Below are 13,074 nucleotides of genomic sequence, written 5' to 3' on the forward strand. Positions count from 1 at the left end.
TCTTGCCGCCTAGCTACAGCACGAACTATTTTGAGTATTGTATTTTCAGGTATTTCCCTGTGAACTAAGTTAGTTGCAAACTAAAAATTACCACTGATATTTTACGCCGATTTTACCGAGATATAGGGTTTGCTTATTATCATACCCTGACGTGATCCCATTCTTTTTAGGCGATTTCCATGTTGAAGGCTCATAGGCGAGTTCACTCCATAAAGTGAGAGATGGCGTAGCTTTGTATTCCACGCGGGAGCCAATGCGGAAGCCATTTTTAATTTCCTGAGTTAAATAATTATTTTTGTCATAGGTATTTTCTTGTAAGAAATAGCGTACATACGGTGTAATTTTCCAGTTGGGTTTAATGGTAATGGGTAAGTAAGCGCGAACTTGTGATTGTAAAAAGCGGGTGCTGAAATGTTTATCCCATTGATTATCAATATAAACAGTGAGTTTTGCTTTTAATGCATCTGAATATTTATAAGTCACGCCATATTCAGTTTCTGCTTCATGGCTGCTGTCATTGAAATAATTACTGTAATAAAAATAAGAGAGCCAAAAGTTAAAAGACCAATTATCGTTGAAGCGGTATTCACCGGCTGGGGTTAAACCATATAAACGATTCGAAGAACGTGCTTTGCTGTTAGGCTCCACATCGTTTGACTCTTTTCTGTAACGAAAACCAAGCTCTAAGTCTGATTTTGGGGTGTTGATAATTTGCTTGATAGCATCAATTTGCGTGCGGTTACGAATGTAAGAATCTCGTGAAGTTGAGAAATTGCGGCCATGATTCCTTAAGGATTCACGATGATCTAGGGTAAAGCGCCAGTCAGATTTAGGGTTGTATAGCTTTAATTGCCCAACCGTGCTGATTTTATCGTAGACTCTATTTTTAAATGAATCACGTTGACCTTGGTATTCTTCTATTTCCAAATAAATATTAGTATTCACTCGCCAAGAGTCATCGTTTAATTCAGAAAAACAAATTGTAGGGAATATAATTATGATGCTATAGATTAAACCAACTATATATTTCATATTTATCCTTCAAGGTAAAAGTTATTAATGTTAATTATCTAGCTGAGCGATTAGCGAGATTAAATGTGAATTAACTTTTATAGGTTGTCTACCGTTATTATTTAATAGAGGATGAATGGTATAGATAAGATGAAGTTAAAAATAAGATTAATGCATTGTTATATATGGTGTTTTTATTTTATTTCAAATGGGTGAATATTTTTATTAATAGTTTTTTTCTGTATTCTTAATCATTCGTTTATTAATTTATTTTGAACTTAATTAATTTTTATTTGTTTTTTTAAAAATTAGATTCTAATTATATTGTTTGGTGGTAATTGTTTTCTGTTAATTTTTGATGGGAATAAGGTTATTGATATAAAATTTTCATAAATAATAAAGGTAATAAAAACAAAAAAACCGCCAATATTGGCGGTTAATCTCAAGGTATTAAAGTAACCTTATTTTGCTTTTTTTGCTTCAGCAGCCGCTTTAACAATCACAGCAAAAGCGTCAGCTTTCAGAGAAGCTCCACCCACTAAAGCACCATCGATATCTGGTTGAGTGAATAGCTCAGCTGCATTGCTAGCATTAACAGAGCCACCATATTGGATGATCACTTGTTCAGCAATAGCTGCATCTTTTTTCGCAATATGAGTACGAATAAATTTATGGATTGCTTGTGCTTGTGCAGGTGTTGCTGATTTACCTGTACCGATAGCCCAGATTGGCTCATAGGCGATAACGGCACCTTCGAAAGCTTCTGCACCTAAAGAATTTAATACGGCATCAATTTGACGAGCACAGACTTCTTCGGTTTTACCAGCTTCATTTTCAGCTTCAGTTTCACCAATACACAGTACTGGGATCAAACCTTGTTCTTTTAATACCGCAAATTTCTTAGCGACAAATTCATCACTTTCGTTGTGATAGGTACGACGCTCTGAGTGGCCGATAATGATGTATTTGGCGCCAACATCTTTTAACATTTCAGCAGAGGTTTCACCTGTAAATGCACCTGATAGGTTAACGTCAACGTTTTGTGCACCTAATGCAATACGGCTGCCTGCTAATGCATGTTTAGCTTGGGTCAAATAAAGTGCTGGTGGTGCAATAGCCACACCACAGCCATCAACGCTGCTGAGTTCATTACGCAAGCCAGCGATGAGGTCATTGACCATCTGTGTGCTGCCATTTAGTTTCCAGTTACCCATTACCAATGGATGTCGCATGTTGTTTCCTCCAACCAGAGAGTTTGAATGATTAATCAATAAGTTATTCATCACACGTTGATATTATACGCGCAACGTGACAATGTTGTCGCCATTCACCTTCTGCATTATAAGAACAATGGATAATAATAGCTTTGCTTTTTATCATGCTTGTTCTTAGAGCGTGATCACAGTCAGTTTAGGGTGTTTGTTGTTCTAGCTTAATCGGTTCAACAGCAAAAGTAAGCACATTATTGTCACTTTTTACTAAAATATATCTCAACGCACCTAATCGAGTTTCTTCCGCGTGAGTTGTACTATTATTGGCAATAAATTTATTTAAGGCTTCCGTAAGCTCAGGGGCTTTATCCAGCGAAACGTCAGGGGAAAATATACGGACCATTGCCATGGTATAACTTTCCATTAATTGCCGGTTTTTTTGGTTTTCTTGTGGGTTATCAGACGGTAGCAATGTGATCTGTAAACTTTTAATTTTTTCACTACCACGTTCTAGCACTGCTGAGGAGTATATCTGTTGGTTAATACGAGAAGCTGCGCGAATATAGGGCGCGGAGATATCCTGACTTGTAATGACTTTATATTCATGGAGATATAAATCTTTATAGGCATGATTGAATTGATTGCGCAGCTCAGGAATAGTCAGTGCAAAAGAGGGAGCGTCAGGGGCTAAATAAGCGACTTTGAAATCGGTATCTGGCAAAGTGGGGACTTTCTGAGCGAAAGCCAGTTGTGGCGCACTAAGCACAAAAATGGTTATGATGGCGTATACAGAGCGAAATAAAGTTTGGGTCATTTTTGAGCCACTCATTTTTAGTTTTCCACATTGTATCAGGATTATAGGTAATGACATTACAACAATGGGCTTTTTCCTTTAAAGGCCGTATCGGTCGCCGGCCATTTTGGGTAGGTATTGCGGTCATTTTTATTTTAATGACCATAGTTGCCCTGTTACAAAATACACTGCTATTCTCTGAAACACTTACTATCTCGTTATTTATTTTACTACTTTACCCTTTGGCGGCTATCTTTGTGAAGCGTTTGCACGATCGTGGAAAATCGGGGGGATGGTTTGCATTAATTTTATTGGCATTTGCGCTTTTTTCAATTGATGTCAGCCAGTTTGAACCTGTATGGCAATGGGGGATCGGGCGTTTCTTACCATTATTAATTACTATGATAATGGTACTCGATTGCGGGGCTTTTGTGGGAATGGATGGTGTTAATCACTATGGTGAAGAAACAGAAACGGTAGATTATTTATAGCGTTAATACCATATAGCATAAATGCTACCCTGAAGATGCCTCAGGGTAGTGTATGACATTACCAATATTGTTCACTAGAGATGTGGCCGGGCTTGCGGCGTAAATGTTTAACCATCCCATGGCTATTTTTCAGTGTATCACGAGTGTCTCTGACCATTTCAGGGTTGCCACACAACATGACGTGACAGGTGTCAGGCGAAAGCGTTAGGCCAACAGTATTTTCGAGTTCATGACCCTCAATTAAAGCTGGAACCCGGCCATATAATGAACCCGCACATTGTTCCCGACTTACTACGGTGACAATCTTCAGTTTCCCCTGGTATTGTTGTTCCAACTTTTTCATTAAGGGTAAATAACTTAAATCTTTCTCATAACGAACAGCGTGAAGTAAAACAATTTTTTCGAAGCGCTCAAGGTCTTTACCCTCCTGTAAGATGGACAAAAAAGGCCCAATTGCGGTACCTGTAGATAACATCCATAAATTTTTACATTCGGGTATTTCGTCTAGCACGAAGAAACCCGTGGCTTCATCCGTGATCTGCAATGTATCATTCGGTTTTAATTGCGCGAGTTTTGGGCTAAGTTTACCTCCGGGGACGATGACAAAATAAAATTCAAGTCGGTCATCACTGGGGGCGTTGACATAAGAGTATGCTCGCTGAACACGTACTCCCTCGATCTCTAGCCCAAGTTTGGCATATTGCCCTGCGATAAAAGGTTTAATCGGGGCCTTGATGACAAGGCTGAATAATGAATCAGTCCAAAATTTGGTATCAATCACTGTTCCTGTTACCCAATTTGCCATAAATCCCACCTCTTCATATTTGAAAATCGACTATCTTAAAAATAACTCATTTTTGATATAAATGAGCCAAAGTCTAGTGCACTAGGATTTAATACTAAAACAGTTCATTATTTATGCTTATCGATAATGTGTTCCAGTGTTTTATTCTTAATATTGGTCTGTTTTAAAGTTCAATGTACAGTTATGTTGACAATGCTGGCGAATATTACTGCCATTGGTGAAAAATATAAAATGTCGCACTACTACGAAAAGTTGGTGGCTTTTGTTATCTTAGTCACACTTAAGCAAAGCGCATTATTTGCTATTTATTTAAAATGACACAAAGTCTATTTAAAATGGCATAAACGCGTAAAGCTGTATTTTTATATTGATAATTAAGCCTCTAAATAATTTTGCATTATTACAATGAAATAATGCAGCGTTATTTTGTGTCTGAAATAGGGTGTATTTGAATTATTGGATGTATTTGAGAGAAAAATGAGAAAGCTGGAACATTTTAATTTGCTGTTAATGTTAATTGCATTGGCTGCGGTCGGCCAAATGACACAAACGATCTATGTCCCTGTCATTGCTGAAATTGCCGCTTATTTTAATGAGCCCTCTGGTGCTGTTCAACAAGTGATGGCGGCTTATTTATTTTCTTATGGTTTTTCGCAGTTAGTTTATGGGCCGCTATCTGACCGAATAGGTCGCCGACCTGTTATTTTAACGGGTTTAACTATTTTCTTATTTTCAACGACTATAGCAATTTTGGCGTCAACGCTAAATGTACTTACTATGGCTAGTGGGTTGCAAGGGCTAGGAACCGGTGTAGCAGGTGTGATGGCAAGAACCATGCCTCGTGACCTATATAAAGGTACCGCGTTGCGTTATGCAAATAGCTTATTAAATATGGGTATATTAGTAAGCCCATTATTGGCTCCAATGTTTGGCGGAATATTGGCCCATTTCTGGGGGTGGCATGCTTGTTATATTTTCCTTTTTGTCTTAGGTGCTTCTGTATTATTAAGTATGTATCGTTGGTTACCAGAAACACGCCCTGTTTCACCTGAAAAACATAAAATGATCGCATCATATCGGGAATTATTATCGAGTGGCTCATTTCTCTCTTACCTTGCTATGTTAGTGGGAGCGTTAGCTGGGATAGCGGTCTTTGAGGCCAGTAGTGGTGTATTGATGGGCGGTGTATTGGGGCTAAATAGCATCACCGTGAGTATTTTATTTATCTTGCCTATTCCTGCCGCTTTTTTTGGTGCTTGGTATGCGGGACGAGAGGGAAAAACGTTTTATAATTTGATGTGGCATTCAGTGCTTGTTTGTTTATTGGCTGGTTTTATGATGTGGGTGCCAGGTTGGTTTGGCGTTATGAATACCTGGACATTATTAGTACCCGCAGCGGTGTTTTTCTTTGGTGCAGGCATGTTATTTCCTTTAGCAACGACAGGGGCAATGGAGCCTTTCCCTTATTTGGCAGGCGCCGCGGGCGCACTCGTTGGTGGCTTGCAAAATGTCGGCTCAGGCGTTGCAACATGGGTTTCTGCGTTGTTACCACAGAACGGACAGTTTAGCCTTGGGTTGTTGATGTTTTTAATGTCGGTACTCATTTTACTGTGCTGGTTACCACTCGCTAAACGAATGGCGCATTCAGAACGGACTGTCTAATGGGAAGAAGGTCAGGCTGTAAAAAGACAGACTGACCTTTAGATTACGCGCTGAGTAGTATATCCGCTGGTTTCAGTTGCGGAATTGATAGCACCGATGAATACAAGGAAACCGGTTCCTCTTCGGGGATTGATGATATTAACTCTGGCAAAATGACTCCTGAATTAAATATTACCGGTCGGTTGTGATCGAGAAATTCTGTATTCTCTGCTAATTGTCCTACAGGGTTTTGGTTGTTTTGTTGGAGCCAAACTAATGTTGGAGCCGCATTGTCCTGCAAGTGTTGGTCGATATGAATGAGTATTCCATCCAGTTGTAGTTCAGGGGTACTGTCTATTGTGCCTTTTATGGTTAACTGATTTTGCTGTACGGAAAAATACCACTCTTCAACTGGCTCATTTTCTTGAACGTGTTTCTGTGCATCACTTGTCCTTAGCGTGACCCAAAAAGAGTACTGGCCATCTGGTAAGTTTAAGTGAGTAATATCAACGGTTTGTTCGAAATTTACGTCTGCGATTAAACGCTGATCAGCGGTGTAGCAAAGCAGATTCGGTATCGGTGAGTTTTGTAATGCGTGAGTATCAAGGTGATTGAGCGCAATAAAATTCAAAGAAGTATCAACTTGCTGTTTTTGACCAAACGGGTCAGATAATGAAAAATATTGTTGATGTAGGCGGCCATTTTCAACCCATTTCGCGTAGAGCGCACTGCTTGAGGTGATTTTGTCGGTGTTGACTTTACCTGTCGAAAAATCAATTAAGCCTTCTTCTGTTGCTGCCCAGTAAATAGGGGCACCCTGCCAATAATTATCGAGTAACAATAGGTTAGGTACTGTTTGGCCATCATGCTCTGCAAATAGACGATTCGCTAATGAATCTGGGTTGCTATAGTGAGAGAGCAACGAACCCATCTCTTTTTTGTCGTTTAATTCATGTACAGTGAACTGAACCAATTCGCCTTTATCTGCAATATTGAAGCTCACTGCGTGTGGAATTTGTAATACCTCGGTTAATAACCCATTTGGAGTTGCATAAGTGACAGTTAATGCATAGTCACCATAAATATCATATGGGCGGCCACCGCCCGTTTTTAGATTATGGTAGTCAGCGGGGAGGTTTCCTATGGTGCGATCAACGGTGATAGTGCTATAAGGATGAAGGGAATTATCCGCCATTTTAGTAAATTGGTGCTGTATCCAATAAATCGGGACATCGCGCTGATGAGGAAATTGTTCAATTTGCGTTAGTTTATAATACTCAGCGTAATTCTGTTGGGTTAGTGTAACCCATTGTTTGTTGGTTTGATCCCAGCGCTGATAAAAACCGTCACCAGCAAACCCGCCATCTTCGGTATCTTCCCCCTTTGTTTTATTATTTTGCCAGCGTACTCTTCCACTTAAAAATTGGTGAATTTTTTGGTTATAGGCATCCGCGTGAGGCAAAAAGGCATCATAAGCACCACTTCGAAAGGGAACAAAGCTGGAAAGCATGGTTGGCATGGCTTGTTGTAAGTGACTGTGGAGATCGTGATAAGTGACATAATATTGCCTAGATTGGTTATAGGCTGGGTTTTTACCGTGACTATAATAACTGTAAGGGTATGTTGGTTGATTATTGCGATCTTTCATATCGGTATGAGGCAAGCCAAGGCCGTGACCAAAAACTTCATGAAACATCACGTTAGGTTCATGAACTCCGCCACCGTGGTTAGGTGATGCTAGTCCTAATAGCGCAGTGCCAACACTCGAAGGCAAAATTTCAACTGCGGTATATTGATAGTCAGAATTAGCATTGTTAGTCGTTTGGTATTTCTTACTATTATTGTAAGCCCAATAAATTTGTGCGCTGGGGTGGTAACCAATTTCTTCAGGGTTATCATAATGAGGATGAATAAGAGGGATAGCTTTACTATTGGAAGAGCTAAAATATGGCGTTAAGCTAGGGCGACTCACTGTGGCAGGTGCGCTATACAGTGTGAGTTGCCCGATTGGTAAGATTGTTGCCGCTTCTTTGCCCCAGCTGAGCGGGGAGTATGAATAAATACCATGCCCTTGTTGGTATAAACTGTGGCTATCAACATGAACAATTAAGTGGTTATCAAGGGTAACATTTGGGGAGAACAAACCATATTGGTTGGTTTCTTCGGTGACAATGGGTTTGCCATTAACCGTGATTACGATGTTGATATCCGGTTGTATCCACTCACCTTTTATCGGTGCTGTAAAGCGTTGCTGATGCCAATTTTGCGCTGAGACATTCATCTGTTGGGGAAACGCGGTTAATGTTTTTGGCAAATGATCTGGGCCAGTGAGTCTCACTCGACCTATTATTTTTCTTTCTTTGTTACTGACAATAGCTTCAATATCGGGGGAGTTTGCTACCGTTTCGCTGGTGATCTCCACATTCAATAGTGCCCAGCGATTAGCTGTTAAGCTCATATGTTTATCCGCCATATTCTGCAAGTGAGTCTGTGCAAGTTGAATATTATGAACTTTCATATCGCTTGGTGTGGGGTTGTAACGTCGTTGAGGTTCATGGTAAATGGGGTCTGGAACAGAAAAGGTACGCTTTCCTGGAATGCGGAGTTGCGGTGCATTTTCAGTTTGTAACTGAATGGAAAGTGGCTGTGATTGCTGCCCATTAGGTAGCATGGCGATAAAATCAAATTGATCTGGGTGGGTTTCAAATTTTGCGTTATCGGCAATATATTGCCACTCATTGGTGGCGTTATTTAGTGTTAGTCGGCCAAATTTAGGCTGCTCAAGAATTTTGTAACCCTTAATATAAGAATTGTTTGGCAGTTTTCCTGTTATGGCACCCACAACTAACTGATCAGGAAGCTCATCTGGGTTTTCGGCGACTAAAATGGGTAGAACTTGAGAAATACTTTCTTGCGTATTATATCGAGAAATTGCCTGTTTTGTTTGTTTCAATTGGAATTGGCGAAAAATGATATTTTCACCGACAAGTTTTAAGGTATTCTTTTCATAGCGGATTTTAACTGCAGGAAGCTGATTTACTGCCATCATTTTATTAACATCAGTCTCGATGGAACGGGCAATCTGTTGCCAAGACGACGTTTCTGTAATAGGGATGTTATGTAAAGACAACGTCTTGTTATATTTGGTATTTTCTATAGATATTGAGAAGTATTGGCTGTTATTCCGTAACTCATCGGTTAGCTTCAATGAGTTTATTGAATGGGGTGGTAGGGTGATGGCTTGCTGGAAGTTATGATTGTCTAAGGTGTTATTGGTTAGTTCAATGCGTTCTACTGGGCGAAGTTCATCAATGAGTTGTTGAGTAGAAGCTGATGGTTTTTTGTGTTTATCTTTGACTATCAATAAACTCCCGCCTGTGAGTTCTAACCAATGGCGAATGAGCTCGACTTGTTTGTCATTGGCATTTTCGGGTAAGACGACGATGCTATAATGGCGATGCCATTGCCCACTTGGTAGTAATAAATCAGCGAGCTGAGCCTGTGCTCTGGTTTCTCCATCAATCCATTCGTGGGGTGAATTAAAACTTTCAACAAACAAATTTTGCTTCGTATGGAAACTAAAGCCGGAGAAATCTTTAGTGCCGAGCGCACTTAATATATAGGTTTTTTTATTTTCACCCGCTAAACGGGGCTTATCACTTAACCAACTGAATAACTTAAATGCTTTTTCGCCGTCAGCTGATTGTTCAGGGTTATCCTTTAATGCATTTATCAAGGTGGTATCTTGCTGAATAATTGCCACTCTCCCTTTTTTATACCATCCTAGTTGTAAGTTACCTTGCTGTATTTCATCAGCAAATATTTTAAGGTTATCCATTACCAAAATCCATTTTTTGAGGGTTAATTTCGAATTTCATTGGAATGTTATTCTAAATAAACTCAAAAAAACGGTCTAATTTATTATTATTTTAATAACTGCATTTTCATTGATTAACTAATTAGTTATTAGAAGAAAGTCATACTTGTAGGGATAAAATAAAAAAGGCCATATAAATTATATGACCTTGGGGGATTAAAAATAAAGGCGGTTAAAAATAGACTAGCCTCGGTCTTCCCACTCTTGGGCGCGTGCTACGGCTTTTTTCCATCCCTCGTATTTGAAATTACGTTCCGTCGTTTCAATACCTGGTTTGAATACACGCTCAATGGTCGCCTTGCTCTGTAACTCATCAAGATTACTCCAGAAACCAACGGCTAAACCTGCAAGGTAAGCGGCGCCCAACGCGGTGCTTTCTCGCACTTCAGGACGCTCAACAGGGGTACCTAAAATATCTGACTGGAATTGCATTAAAAAGTTATTGGCGACAGCGCCCCCATCAACTCGCAGTGCTTTTAAGCGTTCACCTGAGTCGGCTTGCATTGCATCAAGTACATCACGGGTTTGATAAGCGATGGACTCTAAGGTTGCACGAATGATGTGGTTGCGGTTTGCACCACGCGTTAGGCCAAAAATAGCGCCACGCGCATACGGGTCCCAATAGGGTGCGCCTAAGCCTGTAAAGGCGGGAACAACATACACGCCATTACTGTCTTTCACTTTAGTGGCAAAGTACTCTGAGTCTGTCGATTCATCAATCAATTTCAGTTCATCACGCAGCCATTGAATAGATGCTCCGCCCACGAATACAGCACCTTCAAGGGCATAATTGACTTCGCCTCTCGGCCCACAAGCGATGGTCGTTAACAACCCGTGGTTTGAGCGTACAGCGGTTTCCCCTGTATTTAGTAGTAAGAAGCAACCTGTTCCATAGGTATTTTTAGCCATACCCGGTTTTACACACAGTTGGCCGTATAGCGCGGCTTGTTGGTCTCCCGCCATCCCTGAAATTGGGATACGAGTCCCACCTTTCCCCCCAATATTGGTTTGCCCGTAGACTTCGGAAGAGGGGCGTACTTCAGGGAGCATTGCACGTGGAATATTGAGCGCTTTGAGAATTTTGTCATCCCACTCAAGGTTACGGATATTGAATAACATAGTTCGAGAGGCATTGGTGTAGTCGGTGACATGAACACGCCCTTGTGTCATTTTCCAAACGAGCCAAGTATCCACCGTCCCAAACAGTAATTCGCCTTTCTCAGCACGTTCACGTGCGCCTTCAACATTATCTAAAATCCATTTTACTTTGGTACCGGAGAAATAGGGGTCAACAACCAGCCCCGTATTTTGGCGAATATACTCTTCTAAATCGCGGTCATTTTGTTTTAGATGCGTACAAAAATCAGCAGTACGACGACATTGCCATACAATCGCATTATAAACAGGCTTACCTGTGGCTTTTTCCCATACGATGGTGGTTTCACGTTGGTTAGTGATCCCAATGCCAGCGACTTCATCGGTACGAATATCCGCTTTAGCGAGTACTTCTACAAGTGTTGAGCTTTGCGATGCCCAAATTTCCATTGGGTCGTGTTCCACCCAACCTGGTTTAGGATAAACTTGGGTGAATTCACGTTGTGAAATACTGACAATATTTGCATCATGGTCGAGTACAACAGCGCGTGAGCTGGTTGTGCCTTGGTCGAGTGCAACAATATACTTTTTCGCAATAGTGGTTTCAGTTGTCATAATTTAAGCCTGTTCCGAGGATTTGGTGTTTTTAACGGATAATTTTTCTGTTTTGGTCTCTTCTTCACATACCATGCAAGGTAAGTGGCGACCAATCAGTTTGCGATAGGCGAATGCGCCTAGCAGACCACCAACAATAGGTGCTGTCAATGGGACAAGGAAATACGGAATATCGCGGCCACCAGTCAGGGCAATATCCCCCCAACCTGCGAGATAAGCCACAACTTTTGGGCCAAAGTCACGAGCAGGGTTGAGCGCGAACCCTGTGAGCGCGCCAAATGACCCACCGATGACGGCAATCAAAATACCGATTAACAGTGGCGCGAGTGGGCCACGAGGGACACCGTTGCCATCATCAGTTAACGCAAGTATTAAGCAAACAAGAATGGCTGCAATAATGACTTCAATAAAAAATGCATGGGGAACGCTAATTTGTGGGGCAGGGTAGGTTGAGAAAACACCTGCAGTAAATAAGCTTTCTTGCGAGCCCCTAATAATATGGTGGACTTGCTCGTAATCGAAAAATACTGGGGAGTACATTGAGTAGACTAATGCGGCTGCAAAGAAGCCACCTAGCATCTGGGCAATGATATAAGGCACGACTTTGCGTCTATCAAAACACGCAAACAGCCATAATGCGAGAGTGACGGCTGGGTTTAGGTGGGCACCCGAGGTGCCAGCGGTGAGGTAAACGGCTAAAGCAACGCCGAAGCCCCAGATAATACTAATTTCCCATAAGCCTAGTTGTGCACCCGCGATTCTAACGGCAGCAACACAACCTAGACCAAAAAAGACCAGTAGCGCAGTCCCTAAAAACTCTGAGATGCACTGACCGGTGAGTGATGTAGTCGTCATTTGGCTCATACGTTTCTATCCTACGAAAATGAAAAATATTGTAATGTTTTTTTAAGTTAAGATTTTCTAATCGAAAATCATTAACTGTAAATTTATCGTTAAAGAACATAAACGAGAAATATCGAAATTGAAAAGTGTGTGTTACATCACCAAAACGAAATAAAACAATCAAAAATAGTGACGGATTCGACCTTTGCGGTGTGATCTGACCAGTGTTTTTTAATGAAGGTTATTACGATTCAGAAGGAAGGAACTGGACACAGAGGATCATGCTACTTACAATCGTGTAAAAGCTGATAAGGGAGACCAGAATTATGTCATTTGAAGTATTTGAGAAACTCGAATCCAAAGTACAACAAGCGATTGATACAATCACACTGTTACAAATGGAAATCGATGAACTAAAAGATAAAAATGGTGCGTTAAGCCAAGAACTTGAAACCGCAAAATCAGGTACGGATTCATTAGTGCGTGAAAATGAACAATTAAAACAAGAGCAGCAAGCTTGGCAAGAGCGTCTGCGGACTTTGCTCGGTAAGATGGAAGAAGTGTAATTTCTCGTCATACTTCGCGTTGTAGGGGTGTTGGCTTCGTCTCTTCGCCCTAGTCACATACTTATGTATGCTCCTAGGGTCTTATCGACTTTGCCGCCTACCTACAACACGAATTATTTAGAGAAA

11 protein-coding genes are annotated in these 13,074 nt (G+C 40.8%); 4 read left to right on the forward strand and 7 right to left on the reverse strand.

Annotated elements, in window-relative coordinates; translation table 11 throughout:
• Positions 1-87: 87 nt before the first annotated feature.
• The 3 genes from PSF42_RS13155 to PSF42_RS13165 all read right to left on the reverse strand — a co-directional run bounded on the left by PSF42_RS13155 (position 88) and on the right by PSF42_RS13165 (position 3,051).
• Positions 88-1,032, reverse strand: a complete 945-nt coding sequence (locus PSF42_RS13155; RefSeq protein WP_125893504.1) for an OmpG family monomeric porin — start codon at positions 1,030-1,032, stop codon at positions 88-90.
• 440 nt (positions 1,033-1,472) lie between these two features.
• A complete protein-coding gene (tpiA, locus tag PSF42_RS13160; RefSeq protein ID WP_125893502.1) occupies positions 1,473-2,243 on the reverse strand; it encodes a triose-phosphate isomerase in 771 nt (256 codons plus the stop codon).
• A 178-nt stretch (positions 2,244-2,421) separates the two neighbouring features.
• Positions 2,422-3,051 carry a DUF1454 family protein gene (locus tag PSF42_RS13165; protein ID WP_185746934.1) on the reverse strand — a complete coding sequence of 210 codons (630 nt, stop codon included), beginning with the start codon at positions 3,049-3,051 and terminating at the stop codon, positions 2,422-2,424.
• A 35-nt stretch (positions 3,052-3,086) separates the two neighbouring features.
• On the opposite strand from PSF42_RS13165, the gene PSF42_RS13170 reads away from it, so the two are divergent.
• On the forward strand, positions 3,087-3,506 hold the full coding sequence (locus PSF42_RS13170) for a DUF805 domain-containing protein (protein ID WP_272680169.1): 420 nt from the start codon (positions 3,087-3,089) through the stop codon (positions 3,504-3,506).
• A gap of 58 nt (positions 3,507-3,564) precedes the next feature.
• On the opposite strand, the gene fpr is transcribed toward PSF42_RS13170, so the two are convergent.
• Complete coding sequence (gene fpr, locus PSF42_RS13175) at positions 3,565-4,311, reverse strand: ferredoxin--NADP(+) reductase (protein WP_125893498.1); 747 nt, start codon at positions 4,309-4,311, stop codon at positions 3,565-3,567.
• Positions 4,312-4,494: 183 nt separating this feature from the next.
• Here fpr and PSF42_RS13180 point away from each other — a divergent pair, with 183 nt between their 5' ends.
• Positions 4,495-4,629 carry a hypothetical protein gene (locus PSF42_RS13180; protein WP_272680170.1) on the forward strand — a complete coding sequence of 45 codons (135 nt, stop codon included), beginning with the start codon at positions 4,495-4,497 and terminating at the stop codon, positions 4,627-4,629.
• A 159-nt stretch (positions 4,630-4,788) separates the two neighbouring features.
• Entirely contained in the window at positions 4,789-5,973 is a 1,185-nt protein-coding gene (gene emrD, locus PSF42_RS13185; RefSeq protein WP_272680171.1) for a multidrug efflux MFS transporter EmrD, read from the forward strand.
• A gap of 43 nt (positions 5,974-6,016) precedes the next feature.
• On the opposite strand, the gene PSF42_RS13190 is transcribed toward emrD, so the two are convergent.
• The 3 genes from PSF42_RS13190 to PSF42_RS13200 form a co-directional block, all read right to left on the reverse strand.
• Positions 6,017-9,790, reverse strand: a complete 3,774-nt coding sequence (locus tag PSF42_RS13190; RefSeq protein ID WP_272680172.1) for a hypothetical protein — start codon at positions 9,788-9,790, stop codon at positions 6,017-6,019.
• Positions 9,791-10,012: 222 nt separating this feature from the next.
• Positions 10,013-11,539 (reverse strand): glycerol kinase GlpK, encoded by a 1,527-nt coding sequence (gene glpK / locus PSF42_RS13195; protein ID WP_140172857.1) that lies wholly within the window; start codon positions 11,537-11,539, stop codon positions 10,013-10,015.
• A gap of 3 nt (positions 11,540-11,542) precedes the next feature.
• Positions 11,543-12,403 (reverse strand): MIP/aquaporin family protein, encoded by an 861-nt coding sequence (locus tag PSF42_RS13200; protein ID WP_125893490.1) that lies wholly within the window; start codon positions 12,401-12,403, stop codon positions 11,543-11,545.
• A gap of 305 nt (positions 12,404-12,708) precedes the next feature.
• Here PSF42_RS13200 and zapB point away from each other — a divergent pair, with 305 nt between their 5' ends.
• A complete protein-coding gene (gene zapB, locus PSF42_RS13205; protein ID WP_004265299.1) occupies positions 12,709-12,948 on the forward strand; it encodes a cell division protein ZapB in 240 nt (79 codons plus the stop codon).
• Positions 12,949-13,074: the final 126 nt, after the last annotated feature.

The sequence above is a fragment of the Providencia sp. PROV032 genome, assembly GCF_028484875.1.
GTDB classification, from domain to species: Bacteria; Pseudomonadota; Gammaproteobacteria; order Enterobacterales; family Enterobacteriaceae; genus Providencia; species Providencia rettgeri_E.

What these genes read in the sequence shown, in the direction of transcription:
- zapB (WP_004265299.1), top strand. Translation starts at nt 12,709, where the DNA reads ATGTCATTTGAAGTATTTGAGAAACTCGAATCCAAAGTACAACAAGCG.
- PSF42_RS13165 (WP_185746934.1), bottom strand. Translation starts at nt 3,051, where the DNA reads ATGAGTGGCTCAAAAATGACCCAAACTTTATTTCGCTCTGTATACGCC.
- emrD (WP_272680171.1), top strand. Translation starts at nt 4,789, where the DNA reads ATGAGAAAGCTGGAACATTTTAATTTGCTGTTAATGTTAATTGCATTG.
- glpK (WP_140172857.1), bottom strand. Translation starts at nt 11,539, where the DNA reads ATGACAACTGAAACCACTATTGCGAAAAAGTATATTGTTGCACTCGAC.
- tpiA (WP_125893502.1), bottom strand. Translation starts at nt 2,243, where the DNA reads ATGCGACATCCATTGGTAATGGGTAACTGGAAACTAAATGGCAGCACA.
- PSF42_RS13190 (WP_272680172.1), bottom strand. Translation starts at nt 9,790, where the DNA reads ATGGATAACCTTAAAATATTTGCTGATGAAATACAGCAAGGTAACTTA.
- PSF42_RS13180 (WP_272680170.1), top strand. Translation starts at nt 4,495, where the DNA reads ATGTTGACAATGCTGGCGAATATTACTGCCATTGGTGAAAAATATAAA.
- PSF42_RS13170 (WP_272680169.1), top strand. Translation starts at nt 3,087, where the DNA reads ATGACATTACAACAATGGGCTTTTTCCTTTAAAGGCCGTATCGGTCGC.
- fpr (WP_125893498.1), bottom strand. Translation starts at nt 4,311, where the DNA reads ATGGCAAATTGGGTAACAGGAACAGTGATTGATACCAAATTTTGGACT.
- PSF42_RS13155 (WP_125893504.1), bottom strand. Translation starts at nt 1,032, where the DNA reads ATGAAATATATAGTTGGTTTAATCTATAGCATCATAATTATATTCCCT.
- PSF42_RS13200 (WP_125893490.1), bottom strand. Translation starts at nt 12,403, where the DNA reads ATGAGCCAAATGACGACTACATCACTCACCGGTCAGTGCATCTCAGAG.